10 protein-coding genes are annotated in these 18,069 nt (G+C 68.0%); 4 read left to right on the top strand and 6 right to left on the bottom strand.

Annotation, left to right across the window (positions count from 1 at the left end; all coding sequences use genetic code 11):
• Nucleotides 1-44 precede the first annotated feature (44 nt).
• The gene (locus ACQEUU_RS07860) at nucleotides 45-719 is read left to right on the top strand and encodes a polysaccharide deacetylase family protein (protein WP_433062236.1); all 675 of its coding nucleotides are present in this window, start codon (nucleotides 45-47) and stop codon (nucleotides 717-719) included.
• A 44-nt stretch (nucleotides 720-763) separates the two neighbouring features.
• Here ACQEUU_RS07860 and ACQEUU_RS07855 read toward each other — a convergent pair whose 3' ends face one another.
• Together ACQEUU_RS07855 and ACQEUU_RS07850 are read right to left on the bottom strand one after the other, a co-directional pair.
• Entirely contained in the window at nucleotides 764-4,687 is a 3,924-nt protein-coding gene (locus tag ACQEUU_RS07855; protein ID WP_433062233.1) for a S8 family peptidase, read from the bottom strand.
• Between the two features lie 209 nt (nucleotides 4,688-4,896).
• Nucleotides 4,897-7,863 (bottom strand): ATP-binding protein, encoded by a 2,967-nt coding sequence (locus tag ACQEUU_RS07850; protein WP_433062230.1) that lies wholly within the window; start codon nucleotides 7,861-7,863, stop codon nucleotides 4,897-4,899.
• Nucleotides 7,864-8,101: 238 nt separating this feature from the next.
• Between ACQEUU_RS07850 and ACQEUU_RS07845 the strand changes: the two genes are divergently transcribed.
• Nucleotides 8,102-9,103 carry a zinc-binding dehydrogenase gene (locus ACQEUU_RS07845; protein WP_433062227.1) on the top strand — a complete coding sequence of 334 codons (1,002 nt, stop codon included), beginning with the start codon at nucleotides 8,102-8,104 and terminating at the stop codon, nucleotides 9,101-9,103.
• Nucleotides 9,104-9,354: 251 nt separating this feature from the next.
• On the opposite strand, the gene ACQEUU_RS07840 is transcribed toward ACQEUU_RS07845, so the two are convergent.
• Nucleotides 9,355-9,804: an ATP-binding protein gene (locus ACQEUU_RS07840; RefSeq protein WP_433062223.1), complete on the bottom strand. Its 450-nt coding sequence runs from the start codon at nucleotides 9,802-9,804 to the stop codon at nucleotides 9,355-9,357.
• Nucleotides 9,805-10,336: 532 nt separating this feature from the next.
• Here ACQEUU_RS07840 and ACQEUU_RS07835 point away from each other — a divergent pair.
• On the top strand, nucleotides 10,337-11,194 hold the full coding sequence (locus ACQEUU_RS07835; RefSeq protein WP_433062220.1) for a helix-turn-helix domain-containing protein: 858 nt from the start codon (nucleotides 10,337-10,339) through the stop codon (nucleotides 11,192-11,194).
• The gene (locus ACQEUU_RS07830) at nucleotides 11,191-11,421 is read left to right on the top strand and encodes a DUF397 domain-containing protein (protein WP_433062217.1); all 231 of its coding nucleotides are present in this window, start codon (nucleotides 11,191-11,193) and stop codon (nucleotides 11,419-11,421) included. The genes ACQEUU_RS07835 and ACQEUU_RS07830 overlap by 4 nt, the downstream gene beginning before the upstream one ends.
• A gap of 68 nt (nucleotides 11,422-11,489) precedes the next feature.
• Here the strand turns inward: ACQEUU_RS07830 and ACQEUU_RS07825 are convergent, their stop codons facing one another.
• The 3 genes from ACQEUU_RS07825 to ACQEUU_RS07815 are packed head-to-tail and all read right to left on the bottom strand — an operon-like array spanning nucleotide 11,490 to nucleotide 18,039.
• The gene (locus ACQEUU_RS07825) at nucleotides 11,490-12,986 is read right to left on the bottom strand and encodes an N-6 DNA methylase (RefSeq protein WP_433071775.1); all 1,497 of its coding nucleotides are present in this window, start codon (nucleotides 12,984-12,986) and stop codon (nucleotides 11,490-11,492) included.
• A 5-nt stretch (nucleotides 12,987-12,991) separates the two neighbouring features.
• The gene (locus tag ACQEUU_RS07820; protein ID WP_433062214.1) at nucleotides 12,992-14,509 is read right to left on the bottom strand and encodes a restriction endonuclease subunit S; all 1,518 of its coding nucleotides are present in this window, start codon (nucleotides 14,507-14,509) and stop codon (nucleotides 12,992-12,994) included.
• Nucleotides 14,506-18,039 (bottom strand): DEAD/DEAH box helicase family protein, encoded by a 3,534-nt coding sequence (locus ACQEUU_RS07815; protein WP_433062212.1) that lies wholly within the window; start codon nucleotides 18,037-18,039, stop codon nucleotides 14,506-14,508. Before ACQEUU_RS07815 ends, ACQEUU_RS07820 begins: the two co-directional genes overlap by 4 nt.
• Between the last annotated feature and the right edge of the window lie 30 nt (nucleotides 18,040-18,069).

Genomic DNA, 18,069 nt, shown 5'->3' with positions numbered 1-18,069 from the left:
GGGTCCCGGTTTCAGTTGGCCCGATCGGCCGTAGGGTGTTGGCTGTGCTGATTCATGGCTTACTCGCGGCGTCGCTGGCGCTGGGCGGCGCCCCCGCCTCCACCACCCAGGCGAAGATCGACTGCACCAAGGTCAAGTGTCTGGCGCTGACCTTCGACGACGGCCCCGGCACGAGCACCGCCAAGCTGCTCAAGATCCTCAAGAAGGAGCGGGCCAAGGCCACGTTCTTCCTCACGGGCAAGTACGTGGACCAGCGCCCCCGGCTGGCGCGGCGGACCCTCGCCGAGGGCCACGCGATCGGCAACCACACCTACTCCCACTTCTCGCTGAGGCCCCGGCTCGAAGAGGAGATCCTCGACGACATCCAGGCGGGCCAGGAAGCCATCAAGCGGGCCACCGGCCACACGGCGACCATGTTCCGGCCGCCGTTCGGCCACACCGACGAGCGCGTGCTGCGCGTGGCCGACCAGCTGAACCTCGCCGAGGTGAAGTGGACCGGCACCACGCTCGACTGGTCGCTCAAGGACAAGAAGAAGATCGCCGCCAAGGTGCTCGGCCTGGCCAAGCGCGACGGGATCATCCTCATGCACGACACGGTCCCGCAGACGGTCCAGGCCATGCCGGGCGTCATCAGGGAGCTGAAGAAGCAGGGCTACCACCTGGTCACCGTCCCGCAGCTCTACGGCGGCAAGCTGAAGCCGGGCGTCAGCTACCCGTAGCGGCTCGGCGGGCCCCGTTCACCACGGAGCCCGCCGAGATCCGGCTACCGGAGGGTGAAGGCGCGCAGCGTGGTCTGGGTGACGCGGTTGCCCGCGGCGTCCCAGGCCTCGGCCCGCAGGCTCACCGCGCCCTTGGTGGCCGCCAGGCGCGGATACGTGGCCGAGACGGTGTAGCCGCCGTCACGACCGCGGCGCACGTCGGCCGGCTCCCAGCTCGCGCCGTCGTCGGTGCTGGTCCACAGTTTGAGGCCGGAGACCTTCGGCGCGCGGACCGTGCTCGGCGCGTGGTAGGCGTCGGCGGCGAAGGTGTGCCGCCGTCCCGCCGGCACGCTGTTGTCGAGCCCGATGCCGTCCGACAGGTCGTACGAGACGAACACCACCTGTTCCGGCCGGCACGGATCCGTGATGCCGAGCAGGAGGCCCAGACACTTCAGGTCCCGGGTGGCGTCCTCGGTGACCGTGCCGGAGCGGAAGGTCCACTCCGCCGTGGTCCCGTTCCCGGGATCGTCGAGGGTCAGCCGGTAGTCGCCCGTCTCCTTGGGCAGGGTGAACACCGGGAACCCGCGGGCGTCGCCGGGCGGGATCTCCGCGCCGTCCTTGTACAGGCGAGCGCCGCCGATGTAGGTGTCCCCGGACTGGCCCTCAGGCCCGATCAGGGTGTAGGTGGCCCACAGGACGTCCGCCTGCCGGCAGATCGGGCAGAACCCGGTCCCCTGCCCGTCGGCCGCCCGGCGGACGGAGTCCGACACGGTGAAGGCGCCCGGAGTGTAAGGCCCGGCGTTCCACCGCTGGGTGAGACGGACCGGCTTGTCGAACACGTGCATGGTACGGAGCTGGTTCCGCTGTTCGCTGCTCGTCTGGCGTACGACGACGACCTCGGGATCTATCGGGCCGACGTACTCGGTGCGCCTGTCCGGAGCCCGGACGATCGGCAGGTAGGCCGGGTAGACGTTCGCCTGGCCCTCGGCCACCGGCCAGGAGGAGGACTCGTAGTCCGCGGGTGTGCCGGAGTGGTACTGGGTGTCGATGGTCGCCAGCCGCCGCTCGGTGATCTTGTACGTCATGGACGCGGGAATCCGGTCCCGCTCGACCGGGTGCAGCTGGTAGGCGTAGGGCGACGTGGGCGTGCCCTTGACCGTGATGGTGACCGGACCCTTGGCCAGTCGCCTGGTCAGCTCCTTGGCCTCGGCGGGGGCCACCGTCACGTAGGGGATGCCGACCTCCGTGCTGGTGTCGCCCGGCTCGGCGTACACCGTCTGGGGGATGTGCGGCCCGAACCCGCAGGATCTGAACGGCGCCGACGGCCACATCAGGACCCCGGCCGCTCCCGCGTCCCGGATCCTCCGGAATATCTCCACCCGTCCGCCGCAGTCGCCGCCGTCGTCGAGCAGCGCCAGCTTGCCCCGCAGATCGAGGCCGGTCAGGTTCTCACCCACGCCGACGTCCACCAGGTCCGCCTTCAGATCACCGGCGAAGGGAACCTGTTCCATGGGGAAGCCCTTGGCGACCTTCCCGGTGTGCGGCCAGACCGCGGGGTTCAGCTTGAGCGGGTCCCGCCCCCGCACCTCCATGGTCACCTCGGGCAGCGCCAGACCCCAGCTGGTGGTGAAGAGCAGCTTGCTCCTGGTGAGGCGTTCGGTGGGGGTGATCCAGTGCTGGAAGTAGGGCGCGGAGGACGTGTAGCTGAACCAGGGGACGCCGTTCTTCATCGTCTGCTGGACGTGGGTGTACGTCTGCGACTCCGGTGACGACACCGCCCGCTTCGGCGTGTCGAAACGGATCTCCCGGAGTTCGCGCCCGTCGAGCGTGACCTCGGTGTCCCCGGCGACCTCGATTTCCGGGTTCACCAGCCAGGCGGTGCTGGGCACGTACGTCACCGGGTCGATCCAGGAGAGAGCGCCGGTGACGCTGTAGACGCCGGCGGGCACCATGACGCTGATGACGCCGGGCGACTCCCCCTGGGCGCGGCCGGCGAGGTTGCCCCGGTCGCCGGTCACGTCGATGACGGACAGGACCTCCGGATTCGCGGGAGCGCCCTGGCGGTCGAGGAAACGCATGGTGAGCTTGACCTTCGGCGGCTCGCGGAGCAGGCCGACGGGGATGGTGAGCCGCGTGCCCCGGTCGTCGGTGGCGGTGACCGCGCCCGTGTAGGCGCCGATGGCCAGGTCCGCCGGGGAGAGCGTGACGGTGGCCGTGCCCGTCCGGCCGGGCGCGATCGTCAGCGTCCGGTCCACCGCCAGGACGCCCTCAGGGACCGCCTCGCCCGCGGCGGTCGCCAGCGCGGGGGTCAGGGTGAGGGTCACCGGCTGGTCCGACGCGTTGACGTACGCGATCTCCTTGCTGATCGGCGCGGCGCCCGCATCGACGTAGCCGTAGTCGAGGTTCGCGGTGGCCGCGTGGACCCGCTGGGTGATCGCGTTCGCCAGGTCGAGCCGGCCCGCTCCGCGCTCGTACACGGTCAGGCCCACGTCCTTGGCGGTGCTCATCAGCGCGATCTTGAGCTGGGCCGCCGTCCAGTCCGGGTGCCGCTGAGCGAGGATCGCCGCCGCGCCGGCGACGTGCGGCGTGGCCATCGACGTGCCGTTCGCCGACGTGTACGCGTCACCGGTGGGCGTGCCCATGCTCGTCCCCGCGGCGCGGGCGGCGACGATCTCCACGCCGGGGGCCGCGATGTCCGGCTTGAGCGCGCCGTCGGGCCGCGGGCCGCGGCTGGAGAACCAGGCCGGCTTGTCCTCCTTGTCGGTGGCCGCCACGGTCAGCGCGGACCGGGCGGCGCCCGGCGCGCCGACGCTCTCGGCCTGGCCGTCGTTGCCCGCGGCGACGACGAACAGCGCGCCGGTCTCGGCCGTCAGGTTGTCGAGCGCCTGGCTGAGCGGATCGGTGCCGTCCGTGGGGCCGCCGCCGAGACTCATGTTGACGACCTTGGCGCCGCTGGTCGCGGCCCACTGCATGCCCTCGATGACGTCGCTCGTCTGGCCGCCGCCGTTGTCGTCGAGCACCTTGCCGACGGCGAGCTCCACGCCGGGCGCGACGCCCTTCTGCCTGCCGTCGGAGGCGGCGCCGCTGCCGGTGATGGTGGAGGCGACGTGGGTGCCGTGACCGTGGCCGTCCTTCACCGTCTCGACGCCGTCGACGAACGACCGGGCTTCGGCGACCTTGCCTGCGAGATCCGGGTGCGCGTCGTCGATCCCGGTGTCCAGGACGGCGACCTTCACGCCGGCGCCGTCCAGACCGGCGGCCCACGCCTGCGGCGCGCCGACCAGCGGCACGCTCCGGTCGAGATCGGCCTCGACCTTGCGGTCGAGCCACACCTTGGCGAGCCCCGCGCCGAGCGTGCTCGCCGTCCGTCCCTCGGGCGTGCCGCCCAGCACGGCGGACCAGAACGTGGCCGTCCGGTCGTGCGGCACGGCCAGCGCGACGCCGTTGACGCTGTCGAGCGTCGCGGTCGGCGTGCTGGCGGGCAGAGCGTCGGCGGCGGCCCTGCGGTTCCCGGCCTTCCCGGGGTACTGCACGATCACCGGGGTGGACGTGTCGTCCGCGTAGCCGTGCTCGGCCAGGTACTTCACGTCGAAGAGCGCGCGGTCGACGCGGCCCGTCCTGATCGCGGGCAGCACGTCGTCGGGGTAGACGTAGAAGCCGTCGGGTCCGCCCTGGCCGTGGAAGGTGGGCAGGGCGCGGCCGGGCCTGGGCGCGGCCTTCGTCTCGACGCGGTAGCGACCGCCCTCCTCGGTCAGCGTCACCTTGTCGCCGGTGATGAGGGTGATCTCGTGCGTGCCGGGCTTGACGCCGTCGAGGGTGATCGGCGCGGCGGTGCGCGCCGGGTCGGTCTGGGCTGCCTGGGGTCGCTTGTCGCTCTTGTCGTTGTCGCCTGCCGCGGCGGCCGGCGCGTGCACCGCCGTGGCGGCCATCGCGAGCGCCGCGACGGCCGCGACCGGCCATCGCCGGCGCACGCCAGTGAAGATCTTCATGGGGGTTCTCCTGGGGGGTGTCAGAGCGGTTCGTACTCGTCTTCGGCCGCTTCTTTCTCGGCCTCGGCTTCGGGCGGCGCGTCCTCATCGGCCGGAGAGTCATCCCGAAGGTCGCTCGGAGGGGTCTTCACGCAGCGAGCTTGCGCGCGTTCGCCACCCTTGTCATGGGTTGGATGACCTAATAAATGACAGAAGGCCCCGGTTCGCGGTCAGGAGACGAGACCGGCCTCGACGGCGCCGACCGCGAGCGCCGTGCGGGAGTTGACCCCGAGCTTGCGCATGGCCGAGTTGACCTGCGCGGCGACCGTTCTCGGGGACCTCGACAGGACTGCCGCGATCTCCCGGTTGGTCTTGCCGGTGGCGAGCAGGCGGACGACCTCCAGCTCCCGGGGCGAGAGCTGGTCGCCGTAGCCGCGCCGACCGCGCCCGCGCACCTCCACGTGGTGATCGCGCAGCAGGCCGGCCACCCGCTCCGCCGCCGCGCGGGCGCCGAGCGCGGTGAGTCCCTGGAGCACCAGCCGGGCGAGCGGAAGGGCCGTCCCGGTCTCACCGGCCGCCAGCAGGCAGGCGACCTGCCGCTCCTGGGCCAGCAGCGCGTCATAGGGCCGCGGAAGCCGCTGCCAGGCGTCCGCCGCGCGACCGTACGCGGCCGCCGCCTCCGCGGGACCGGCACGTACCTCGTCGAGGATCGCGTGGCACAGCACCAGCCCCGCCCAGGACGCCGGCGCGTCCCGGCCGCGCACCCAGGCGGCGAACGCGTCGACCAGCTCGCCGGCCTCGTCCGTCCGTCCGGCGGCGGCCAGCGCCCGGACGCGGGCGGGGGCGAGGTCGGCCGCCCACAGCCAGATCCCCTTCTCCGCCGCCTGCCGCACGGGCTCGTCGGTGACCCGCAGCGCCCGCCCCGCGTCTCCGCGCGCGAGCAGCAACCCGCACAGGGCCGCCGCGGGCTCGGCCAGGAGCTCGACGGCGCCGTACCGCCGGCTTTCCGCCAGCACGTGCTCGAACCGCTCACCCGCCCCGTCGTCACCCGCCGCCGCGCGCAGCAACGCGGCCACCAGGATGGCCTCCAGCCTCGTCACCGGCTGCACCGCCTCGTTGTCCATCAGGCCGGCGGCCCGGTCGGCGAGCCCTCGCCAGCGGCCCTCGTACCAGTCGAGATGCAGGCGCGTCGCCAGGATGACGTCCCGGTAGCGGAGAAACCCGTGGCGCTCGGTGATCAGCTCGGCCCGCGCCAGATAGCGCGCGGCGTCCGCGTGGCGGCCCCAGCGCACCGCGGCGTCGCCGAGGTTCAGGAGGCCCTTGCCGAGGTGGCGCGCCTCCTCCGCGTCGGCCGGCTCGCGGGTCATCCGGCGCGTCTCCGCCCACCCCTCTTCCTCGCCCAGCATCAGAAGCGCGGTGGCGCGCTCGACGAGGAGGTTGAGCCGCTCGCCCGCCGGCACCGAGTCGGCGGCCTCGGCCGCACGGCGCAACCAGCGCAGGTGCGTGGCCGCGGGCGTGGACGGCTCGCGCGGCCAGCCGAGGTAGGTCATGATCCGCGCGGCGCTCAGGGAGCCCGGCGGCAGGTGGGCGACCGCCTTCTTCAGCTCGGCCCGGCCCGCCTCGTACTCCTCCATGATCATCAGTACGCGGCCGAGCTGGTAGCGGGTTTCCGCCGCGTCCTCGGGCGGCAGCCTGCCCGGCTCGAGCGCGGACCGCAGGCTCCGGACCAGCCCCTGGAAGCGGTCGTCACCGGTGAAGGACGAGAACGGGATCGCGGCGACCAGCCGGGCGGCGTCGGCAGGGGGCGAGGCCGGATGGGTGATCAGGTCGTACAGCAGGGAAGCGGCGCCGGCCTCGTCGGCGGCGGCCAGAGCGAGACAGGCGGCCCGCTCGGCGTGGCGCCGCCAGGCGGCCACGTCCCCCGCCTCACGGAAGTGGCGGGCCAGCTGCGACACCGGGAGCGGCGTCCGTGAGGCCAGGGCGCGGCCCGCTCTCAGGTGCATCGCCCGGCGGCGCGGCGGCGGGATCGCCTCGTACACGGCCCTGGAGGCGAGCACGTGCCGGAACGACAGCGACCCGCCGTCCTCGCGCAGCAGCCCGCAGGCCAGCGCCTCGGCCAGGCCGTCCAGCGGCCCCGCCAGGCCGTCCAGCGCGAGACCGTCGGGCCTGCGGCGGTCGGGCCCGAGAGCGTCCGGCCTGCGGTCCTCGGGTCGGCGCTCGCCCGGCTTGTGGACCAGGGCGGCGAGGGTGGTCTCGTCCGCCGGGGCGGACAGCACGGCCGCCGCCTGGAGGACGGCCCGCGCGGCCGGGCGGAGCCGCGCGACCCGTTCGAGAACCGCGTCCCGCACGGTCGGCGGCACGTCGATGCGCGCCAGTTTGCGCCGCGCCCACTCCCCGTTCATGCGGGTCAGGTCCGCGCGCTCGTACAGCAGGCGCACCGACTCCTCGACGGCCAGCGGCACCCCGTCGGTGTGCCGGTGCAGCAACTGGGCGAAGGCCGGAGAGACGGGCTCGTCGTCCAGCATCGACGACACGAGGGCGCCGGTTCGCGCCACGTCCAGGGGTTGCAGCGTGAGCCGCAGCCCCGTCGCCGGCAGCCGGGACGACAACCGCAGCAGCAACGAGGTCTGCGGCACGTCGTCCGGGCGGTAGGTCACGACCAGACCGGTCCGCAACGGGTGCCGGGCGGCCAGGAACAGCAGGAACTCCAGCGTGGCCTCATCGGCCCAGTGGGCGTCCTCCACCGCCAGCACCGACACCCGCAGCCGGTCCAACGCCTCGTCGAGCGCGCGGAAGAGCAGGTGACGGGCGGCGCGGGCGTCCTCGGAAGGCTCCGGCGCGGGTGGCAGCTCGTCCGCCCACTCGGGGAACAGCGGCCGCAGCGCCCCGGCGAGCGCGCTCAGCCCCAGCCCGGCGACGCTGCCGACGGCCTGGCGGACCGCGTCGACCACCGGGCCCAGCGTGTACGGCTCGCGGAACGGCGGGCAGAAGGCCACCAGGCAGCGGTCCGGGCGCGTGCTCAGCAGTTCCCGCAGCAGGCGGCTCTTGCCGACCCCGGCCTCGCCCTCGACGAGCACGATCGCCGGGTCCCCGGCCAGCGCCCGCCGGCACGCGGCGAGCTCGGACTCGCGGCCCACGAACGCGGGCACCGCCATCAGCCGCGGCGCACCGGCGCCGGGAGTCGCCGCACCAGCCACAGTCGGGTGCTCCCTACCGTGAAACCACAGACTGGACCCGAGCTAGATCATCATAGTCGTGAGGAAACACACCACGCTAGGTCTCTGCCGCTGGGTCGCCTCGACGGGGTCGGCGAAGGCGCGGGCCAGGCCGCGATAGACGGCGGCGGCAGCCCGGCCATCGCCCCTTGACCTCGACTTTGCTTGAGGTCGCAGGCTGTCAGTCACAGAACCGACAGCCTGAGGCGGAGGAAGTGGCATGCGCATCGTCGAAGTGACGGCGTTCGGTGGCCCCGAGGTGCTGGTGGCACGGGACGCCCCCGACCCGGTCGCCGGGCCCGACGAGGTCCTGATCGAGGTGACGGCCGTGGACGTGCTGTTCCTCGACACCCAGCTGAGAGCGGGCTGGGGTGAGGGCTTCTTCCCGGTGAAGCCGCCGTACGTGCCGGGCGACGGAGTGACCGGCACGGTCGTGGCCACCGGGGAGGGCGTGGACCCCGGGTGGGCCGGGCGGCGGGTCGTCGCCCGTACCGGGAAGCCCATCAGCGAGGGCAGCCCCATCCTCGCCCCGGTCGGCGGATACGCCACGAAGGCGGTCGCCCGCACCGGGTCCGTGGTGGAGATCCCGGCCGGGCTCGGCCCGCACGAGGCGCTGGCCCTGCTGCACGACGGCCCGACCGCCCTGGGGTTGGTGGACGCGTCCGGCGTGGGACCGGGCGACGCCGTGCTCGTCACCGCCGCGGGCGGCAGCCTGGGCGTCGTGATCACCCAGCTCGCGACGGCGGCGGGGGCGCGGGTGATCGGGGCGGCGCGCGGCCGGGCCAAGCTGGACCTGGCGCGCGAGGCCGGCGCCGAGGACGCCGTGGACTACACCGAGGAGGGCTGGGCCGAACGGGTGCGCGAACAGACCGGCGGCGTGCGGGCGGTGTTCGACGGCGCGGGCGGCGCCCTCGGCAGGCAGGCGCTGGAGGCGGCGGCGAGCGGCGCCGTGTTCTTCGCCTACGGCTCCGCCGGTGGCACGTTCGCCGACTTCACCGCCGAGGAGGCCGCCGCCCGCGACGTGCGAGTGATCGGGATCGGGGACGGGCCGCCGGGAATCGACCGCGTACGGGAGCTGATCGGGCGGTCACTGGCCGAGGCCGCGGCCGGGCGGCTCAGACCGCACGTCGGGCAGACGTTCCCGCTGGAGCGCGCGGCCGACGCGCACGCGGCCGTCGCCGCCCGCACGACCCTCGGCAAGACCCTCCTGACCTGCGACTGACGTGGACGGGCCCCGCCGGGTGCGGGGCCCGCCACGGTTCGTCCAGCCCAAGGCGCGCGGCCTGGTCGCCGTTCGCCTCACCGCCCTGGAGCACCACGCGCGGTCCGCCGCTTCACCCTCAATAGAGCCAACCGGCCTCACCGGCCAGAAAGCAGCGCGGACTCGACAGAAGCGCGGCAACGGATCGCGCCAGTCGACCGGCCCGGCATCGAACCCACCGGCGTCGGCGTGAGGCCCGTGGAAGTCAGGAGTCATGCTGGAACCTCTTCCACGCCTTCCAGGTCACCCATGTCGAGCGCTTCCAGCGTGGACACCTCGGCCCACACCAGGTTCCATCGCTTCGGAACGGTTCGGGTACCCCATCTGATCGCAGTCTGTTGCACCAGCCAGAGCCCGCGACCGCCGCACTCCTCGTCGCCGGACCGGCGAGGCAGAGGAACCGTGGCCGCCCCCTCATCGATCACCTCGATCCTGGCCAGCGAGTCGGTAACGCCGAAGACCTTCACTCTCACCAGTCCGCCCGGCCGCCCCGACTCGGTGTGCAGCACGGCATTCCCCGACAGTTCGCTCGCGATGAGCCGGGCGCCATCCACCTCGCGATGCCCTGCCACCGTCAGGGCGTCGGCGACCCAGCGGCGAACCAAGCAGACCCAAGCCGCGCTTCCCGGGATCGTCAGGTCCACCAGAGCCCGATCACTCACTGCGCCACCTCCCAGACCCGCTCGCACGCACTCTCGTCCCCCGCATCCACCCTCCGGTCGCGCCCTCGTCCCCATGAGAAGACCCATCTCTCACCCCGCGGAGAAGCCCGTACGAGCAAGGGCCCGGACTCCCGCTGGACCGCGACGCACGGCTCGTCGCGCCTCGGCAACTGCACCGAAACAGCCAGACCGCGCCTCGCGAGATCCCACGCAAGTTGCACCAAATAGTGGAACTGCTCCTGCTCTCGGGGCACTGTGGAACGTTCCAGATCGTCCTGCCTTCGCTTGCGTCGCATCGATCCAACCGCCCTTCGCGCGGAGCCGATCCAGCAGGCCGCGACTGTCGCGAGCAGGCTGCACCTGGTGCAGGTCTACGGCGCCCCGTCTCAGCCGCCAAGAGACCTGCGCCAATCAAAGCATTGACCCTCGCAGAGTGTGACTCATCACTTACTCTAAGCGCAAGACGGTTAGCGGAATGCACCTGGTTCAGTTTTATATCCAAGATCGGTAAGGCTCTTCCCCGGGAGGTTACATGCCAGCTCACCGCAGCCCATCGGCCCGCCAGCGCCGCTTGGCCGCCGTCTTGCGCAGCCTGCGCAAGGAGAAGGGCATGTCCCGCGACGCGGTCGCGGAGCGAATGGGGTGTTCGGCGCCTACCATCACACGCATCGAGGCAGCCCTGGTCGGTGCGCGCATTGCCGACGTGACCATGCTGCTGGAGATCTACGAGGTGCCCGCACACACCAGGGAAGTCCTTCTTCAACTGGCCCGCGATGCCCGGAAACGCGGTTGGTGGGACAAACTCTCCGACACGATCCCCGAGTACTTCCAGAGCTACGTGGGCCTCGAAGAGGACGCGTCATCTATCTCCGGTTACGAAACCGAGTACGTACCCGGACTGTTCCAGACGGAGGAGTACGGACGCGCCGTGATAGGGGCCGAACCGATTCTGCCGCCCGAGGAAGAAATCGCCCAGAACCTCTCCATCCGGATGAAGCGCCAAGAGCTTCTGACGTCGGCAAACCCTCCCGAGATGTGGATGGTGCTGAACGAAGCGGTCATTCGACGGGAGGTCGGAGGCAAAAAGGCCATGCAGCGTCAACTACGACACCTGCTTGAGCTCTCGTGGCAGAACACGATCAACATCCAGGTGCTGGCCTTCGACAGCGGCGTCCATCCGGCCATGAACGGCGGGTTTCGCATCATGAAGTTCCCCAAACCGTCGGATCCAGATGTCGTGTACGTGGAGTACTGGAGGGGAAGTATCTACCTGGAAGCCCCGAATGACGTAAATGCCTACAACCGGCTATTCGATCACCTGCGGGCAACGGCACTGGGACCCGATGAGACCCGACGCCTGATCGAACAGGCAGCAGGAGGCGCATCATGAACCATGGGCACGACGAGAACCCTGAGCATGCCAGTCGCCTGAAGTGGCGAAAGTCGAGCCTCTCCAACGGAACAGGTGGAGACTGCGTCGAAGTGGCTGACAACCTTCCCGACATCGTGGCCGTACGCGACAGCAAGGACCCTCACGGGCCGACGTTGGTCTTCAATCCAAGCGAGTGGAAAGCCTTCGTTTCCGGCGTCAAGGGCGGCGAGTTCGACCTGCCCTGACTACCCGGTTCACCGCCAGCCCCTACGGCTCGCCGATCTGATCGGCGAGCCGTCTGCTTGGAAAGGAATCAAGACCCGGAAGTCTTCGTCCGAGACTGTTGCAGCGCCTCTGCGATGGCCGCGAACTCGCTCAAGGCCGCCTCCAAGTCCTCCACGATCTCCTGCGCGATCACCTCCGGCGGAAGCAGCGAGTCGGCATCCTCCAGGGCTGGGTCCTTCAACCAGCTGATGTCGAGGTTGACCTTGTCTCGCGCGATCAACTCGTCATAGCTGAACGGGCGGAATCGCTCAGTCTCGACTCGGGTCGAGCGCGGCTCGCCGGGCCGGTAGCACTTGACGAAGTCGTCCAGGTGCTCACGGCGGAGGGGGTTCTGCTTGAGTGTGAAGTGCTGGCCGATCCGGAAGTCGTACACCCAGAGTGTCTCCGTCCACGGGCGGCCTGGGCGAGCTTCCTTCTTGTCGAAGAACAGGACGTTGGCCTTGACTCCGCCGGCATAAAAGATGCCGGTCGGCAGCCGCAGCAGCGTGTGGACGTCGAACTGCTTGAGCAGTCGGTCACGTACCGTCTCGCCTGCCCCGCCTTCGAACAACACGTTGTCAGGGAGGACCACTGCGGCCCTGCCCGGAATGGCGAGCATCGAGGCGATGTGTTGGACGAAGTTGAGCTGTTTGTTCGTCGTGGTGGTCCAAAAATCTTGCCGGGTGTAGGAGATCGCCTCCCGGTCCGCTCGGCCGTTCTCACCGATCACCGTGATAGAGGACTTCTTGCCGAACGGCGGATTGGCCAGCACCACGCTGTAGTGCCGTGCCGGCGCTTCAGCCAGTCCGTCTCGAACATCGATCAGCGAAGGGCCGTTAGGCTTACCGATTCCGTGGACCAACATATTCATCGCCGCAAGCCGGGCGGTGCCATCCACGAGTTCGGTTCCGCTAATGGCGCCCGAATTGAGGCCAGCGCGCTGCTCGGGGGTGAGTGTGGAGCCATGACGCTCGACGATATACTCATGCGCAGCAAGGAGGAAGCCGCCAGTGCCGCATGCTGGATCGGCGATCGTGTCGTTCGGCCCTGGCTGGACACAGTCCACCATCGTGGAGATCAACGCACGTGGTGTGAAGTACTGTCCAGCGCCAGTCTTGATGTCTTCAGCCCCTCTCGCCAGCAATTCCTCATAGGCATCACCCTTGACATCGGCCCCTTGGCTCGACCAGTTCTCCTTGTCGATTAGGTCGACGATCAGCCGCTTCAGTTTGGCTGGATCCTGGATCCTATTCTGTGCCTTGCGAAAGATAACTCCGAGTGTGCCCGGCTGACGTCCTAGATCGTGCAACGTACGCCGGTATGCGCCTTCCAGTTCGTCAGCCTCGGCATCGATCAACGCTTGCCAACGAGCAGCGACGCCTGCAAGCGAATCATCGGCGTTGAATCGCCTACTCGCCCGTTCATGCGCCATCTTCAAGAAAAGCAGATACGTCAGTTGTTCCACATAGTCGATTGTGGAGACACCGTCATCCCGAAGAACATCACAATAGTTCCACAGCTGGGCGACTAGCCGTCTAGTTTCCACAGTGCTCAAAGTAGTGTCTCCTGCACAGGAGTGCCCTTCATAATTGTTGGCTCAACATCATCTATTGAGCTCACTACGGTGTTCGGCACTGTGCTCCGCCGCACGACCGAACTTTTTTTGATCTTCCCTGCCTTGCTGTCATGCTTAGTTGCTCGTTTGACCTGGGCCCGGTACAACGATTCAGATGCTGGCTCATCCTCAGACGCCTGCGATGTCAAGCGCCCGGAACACGCCTCAGACAATAGGGATCGTCGGAGATGATCGGCTTGAAGGAGTGCCCTGCGGACTGCCGCCTCAGCGTCATCAAGAATGGACAAGTGTCGCTCGGCTTCAGCAACAAGTTTTTCTTGTAGAGCCGGCGGAGGAATAGGGACGGGAAACATCTTTATTTTCGATAGGCCAATGGAGGCCAAGTTAACACTTTGCTTCCCATTTCGCTCAAACCAAGTCCTTCCGAAACCGTTGGCATGCCAGGCCAAAAGTTTCGGATGGAGAATTTTATCGAGTAGGCGAGCGCGGAAAACATGATTTTGATGAATGCAACCCGGAATCTGGTCTTCCCAAATCCATCCGCGGCCAAGCTTATCCCGATCTCCACCTTCATTGAGAAGAACGTCGCCTCGCCGTAGCATCAACTGGTCCGCTTTTGCCGCAGAAACTCTGATATACGATATGCTTGAGAGATTCAGCCGAGCTCTCTGAACATTGGCGACTCTAAGGTAAGGCACCTCAGGCAAGTTCGGGTCGGACTGTTTCTTCGAATCCTTCGTCACCCCGCCAACAACTTCAGCGATATCACCGAGCCTTAGCCAGCGCCAATCATTGGGGAGACGCGGAAGATCTCCGTCAAGCACGCCAGCAGGAGCGGGCGGGGCAGCAAAGCTTTCCGAGTTCACTTCGAGTAGCCTGCCCAGAGAAGCTGCTTCCATCACTCGATCTCTCAGCGCATCAATCCGCTTCATAATTCCGAGTAGTAGAGAAACCGCAGCCCCGCAACGCGAGAGCTGACTTTCTAGAATATCAACAATGCGCTGCTGCTCCTCGCGGGGCGGGATAGACACTTGAATTAATTTTATTTTGGAAGTGCTGAGCGTGAAAAGCCCACTAGTCGAGCTCGCCGTTCTTCGGAGTTGCCATACAATATCCGGAGAGCTCCAAGCGAGCTCCAAATATTTCGGCAATACGGCACTGGTCGGTCGTACCCGGATCAAATGATTTTGATGGACGCAGTCTCCAATCTCCCCATGCCACATCGCAGCACGACCTATCTCTTTCGGACTCCCATTTCCTTCAACTACAAGCAGGTCGCCAGGGCGAAGTCTAAACCTTTCGATCTCGCCCTCGAAAAGCTCAATTTCGTGGACATCTTTCAGGTTGAGCTTACCTCGTCCCACATTCGCCACACGTAGAAAGGGATACTTGTTCTTCACAGGACGCCGCTTGGCCTGTTTCTGGATTCCGCCCTGCACGTCAGCTATGTCGGCCACAGAAACTCGTTCCCAGCCGGAAGGCAAATCGGTCATGCGGTGAGGTCTCGATTCAGATCGGTGAGGATGGTTTCCGCTTGGTCGTCACCAAACACTCGGAGAAACCCGTCGGTGCCGCCGCGTTCGGTGAACGGTACTTCGTCCAAGTCATTGTGGTCGAAGGTGGCGCTCGTCGCGACCACATCTCTGATTCGCTCCAGCCACCACACCTGCTCCCCGGTGAACCGCACCCCGGCCTGCTCCTGCCGGACGAGCCAGGCGGCGAAGCGCTCTTCGACGACGCTGCGGTGCGGTCTCGGCTCTCCTTCGGCCAGGCCGAGTTCGTACCGGATGAGTTGGATGAGGTCGGCAGCACCGTACCGTACCCCCGGCCTGGCGGCCGTCTTACCGAGGACCTCGTACGCCTCCCACAGCCGGTCAGGCGTCCACTGGTACGGCGGCCGGGCGAGCCGTGAGGAAAGCTCCTTGAGCTGCCGGTACACCTCGCGCCCGCTCTGCCCCGTGCGGTAGGCGACTTCCAGTGCCGTCAACTCGTCCCGGTGCTCCTTGACGTAGGCGGCCCACGAGGTGACGACCCGTTCAGCGATCTTGCTGCGCTCCACTCCCCCGGCTTCGAGCAGCGAGTCGGCGTTGACCTCGTCGTACACGATGTCGTGCGCCCGCCGGATGTCCAGCAGCCGCTGCCGGAATTCGGGGTCGGCCAGCGGTCGGGCTGCCTCCTCGATGAGCCGGTGTTCCCAGCCCGGCCCGGACCGCCGGGCCTCCTCGATCACGTCGGGGTCGTTGCAGCGTGACAGGCTCCGCACTACCTCGGTCAGCGGCCGTGCTGCGAGTTGCTCCAACTCGGCGCGCTCCTCGGGCGTGATCTGCTTGTTCAGGCGGGAGATCCGGGAGGCGAGCGTGGAGGCCTCGTCCAAGGAAAGGCCGAGCGTGCCGGCCTTCTTGAGCAGCTTGGCGAGGCTGATCTGCTTCTCTGTCTGCTTCTCCAGTGGTGAGGCGTCCACCCGCTCGGAGTCCGTGACGCCGACCGCATCCACCAGGACGAACCGGTCCTTGGCCGCGACGTCGGGCGTGACCGAGCGCAGTTCGTCAGGGTCGATACTGCGTGCCCCGCGGCCCTTCATCTGCTCGAACATGGCCCAGCTCTTCACCTCGTTGAGGAAGAAGACGCATTCGAGGGGCTTGATGTCAGTTCCGGTGGCGATCATGTTGACGGTGACGGCGATGCGCAGTTCGGGGCTGTTGCGGAAGGCGGCGATCAGCTTGTCGGAGTTCTTCACCGTGTAGGTGATCTTCTGGCAGAACTCGTTGCTCTGGTTGAACACCTTGCGCACGGTGTCGACGATCTCCTCGGCGTGGTTCTCGTCCACGGCGAAGATGAGCGTCTTGGGCACGTACCTCCGCTCGGGCTGGCCGGGCTGGCGAGCGAAGATCTCGGTGAACAGCCGGTCCCGGAACGTCTCCAGCACCAGCTTGAGCTGGCCCCTGCTGATGACTTTCCGAGCGAGCTGGCGGCTGGTGTACGCGTACTCGTCGTCGAGTTCCTCGTACCGCTGCTCTCGCGTCTTGCGGTCGAGTTTGGGCACCACGATGCCCGGTGGGATGGTCGCGCCGTTCTCCCCGATCTCCGTGCGGATCCGGTAGACGTTGAAGTCGACGTTGACCCCGTCGGCGACGGCCTCCGTGTACGTGTACTCGCTGACCAGGTTCTGATGGAAGAAGCCGAAGGTCTGGGCCACCGGCGTGGCCGTGAGGCCGACGACGAAAGCGTCGAAGTACTCCAGCACCGCCCGCCAGAGCCCGTAGATCGAGCGGTGACACTCGTCCACGACGATCAGGTCGAACGTCTCCGGCGGCACGTCCGGGTTGTACTCCACGCCGACGACCTCATCGACGTCGTACGAGTCGAACTCCTCGTACTCCGCGTCCGGCGACGGCACGTCCCTGCCCTTGAGCATCGCGTACAGGCGTTGGACCGTGGAGATCACGACCTTGGAGGAGCCGAGCATGTCGGCGCCCGCCAACCGCTGCACGTTGAACAGCTCGCTGAACTTCCGGCCGTCGTCGGGCGTGAGGTAGTTGGTGAACTCGGTGAGGGCCTGCTTGCCCAGATTGTTCCGATCCACCAGGAACAGAACTCGGAACGCTCCAGCGTGCTTGAGCAGGCGGTAGGAGGAGGTGACGGCGGTGTAGGTCTTGCCGGCTCCCGTCGCCATCTGGATCAGGGAGCGCGGCTCGTTCCGTCGTAGCGACTGCTCCAGCCCTTGGACGGCTCGCTCCTGCGCCGGCCGGAGTCCTTTGGTGAGCAACTCGGGCAGGCCGCGGTGCAGCTTGGCGCGGAGCGTCGGGGCCGCCGGGTCCTCGTCGGCCGCGCGCATCCAGCGGGCCAGCGTCTCGGGCCGGTGGAAGGAGAAGACCTCCCGGGCGCGGGGGTTGGGGTCGAGAGTGTTGGTGAAGTGCGTCTCGGTCGCGGTCGTCTCATAGCGGAACGGGAGCGGGATGCGCCAAGCCTGCATCTGCTGGGACGCCGTCAGGCCACTGGCGTAGCGCGCCGACTGGCCCTCGACCGCTCGCAGCGCCGTGCCCTCACGCTTGGCCTCGACCACCCCGACCAGCTTGCGCTCCACGTAGAGGAGATAGTCGGCGGGGCCGCGCGCGGTGTGCGCCTCACGGACGGCCACGCCGTCGCCTGCGTACAGGTTTTCCCGGCCAGCGTCCTGGATGAGCCAGCCGGCGGCGACGAGCATCCGGTCGACCTCTTCACGGACCTCCCGTTCCGTACGAGGCTGACGGGCGACCCGCACCGCACGCGCGATGAGATTGTCGCGCTCAGCCGGAGTCGGCTTCTTGATCTTCTTGAGGTTCTCATCGAACGAGCGCCTCATGTCCGTCATGCGGTCATCCATCTGCTTCAGAAGCAGATTCAGGCGATCGCGCTCCGCGTTCGCTCGTTCCAGGGCCTCCTGGGCTTGTGCGCGAGCGCGCGCCTCGGCCTCCAGCAGCGTCGCCTTCTCGTCCCGGGTGAGCAGAACCTCTGCCAGGCGCTCGCGGTGAGTTTCGAGCTCGGCGCGAAGCTGGTCGAGCTGTGTCTGCTCAGCGGCGTTCTCGGCCTTCGTCGTGGCGGGTTCGGGCGGTGGGACAAACGCGAAAGTACGCTCATCATCCGGACAAAGCGCCCGATGGAACCAAACTCCCAGTTCGAAGCAGATTTTGACGCAATTAAGGGCTACCCGGACATCCCCGTAATGGGTGTGGACAGCCTGGTTTCCGGAGTCGCGGACCTGATGAAATGCCTGGCTGATTGACGGAACCAGAACCCCGGCCCGGGTCAAGGCGAGGATGCGAGCATTCTGATTGTTCTGTTGGACCGTAGTGTTGGTGAGCCTGACCAGCAGCTTGGCCAGGATCTCGGCGAAGCGCCTGGCCTTGTACAGCGCCACGTCGGGGTCGGTGTAGACGTGGGATTCGGCGGAGGCGCCATCCAGAACGAGCATGGGCTCGTGGGGCAGGAGAAATCCGAAGTTGGACGAGTGTTCCGACAACTCCTCGATGTGCGTGCTCGTCATGAGCGCCCCACCCGTTCATCATGATCACTG

It is taken from the genome of Nonomuraea sp. CA-218870 (assembly GCF_050936535.1).
GTDB lineage: Bacteria > Actinomycetota > Actinomycetes > Streptosporangiales > Streptosporangiaceae > Nonomuraea > Nonomuraea corallina.
The sequence above is the reverse complement of the archived record's forward strand: the minus strand, read 5'-3'. Positions and strand labels throughout refer to the sequence as shown.

Excerpts from the sequence above, each read along its gene's own strand:
- ACQEUU_RS07855 (WP_433062233.1), bottom strand. The coding sequence starts at position 4,687 with ATGAAGATCTTCACTGGCGTGCGCCGGCGATGGCCGGTCGCGGCCGTC.
- ACQEUU_RS07845 (WP_433062227.1), top strand. The coding sequence starts at position 8,102 with ATGCGCATCGTCGAAGTGACGGCGTTCGGTGGCCCCGAGGTGCTGGTG.
- ACQEUU_RS07835 (WP_433062220.1), top strand. The coding sequence starts at position 10,337 with ATGCCAGCTCACCGCAGCCCATCGGCCCGCCAGCGCCGCTTGGCCGCC.
- ACQEUU_RS07830 (WP_433062217.1), top strand. The coding sequence starts at position 11,191 with ATGAACCATGGGCACGACGAGAACCCTGAGCATGCCAGTCGCCTGAAG.
- ACQEUU_RS07820 (WP_433062214.1), bottom strand. The coding sequence starts at position 14,509 with ATGACCGATTTGCCTTCCGGCTGGGAACGAGTTTCTGTGGCCGACATA.
- ACQEUU_RS07815 (WP_433062212.1), bottom strand. The coding sequence starts at position 18,039 with ATGACGAGCACGCACATCGAGGAGTTGTCGGAACACTCGTCCAACTTC.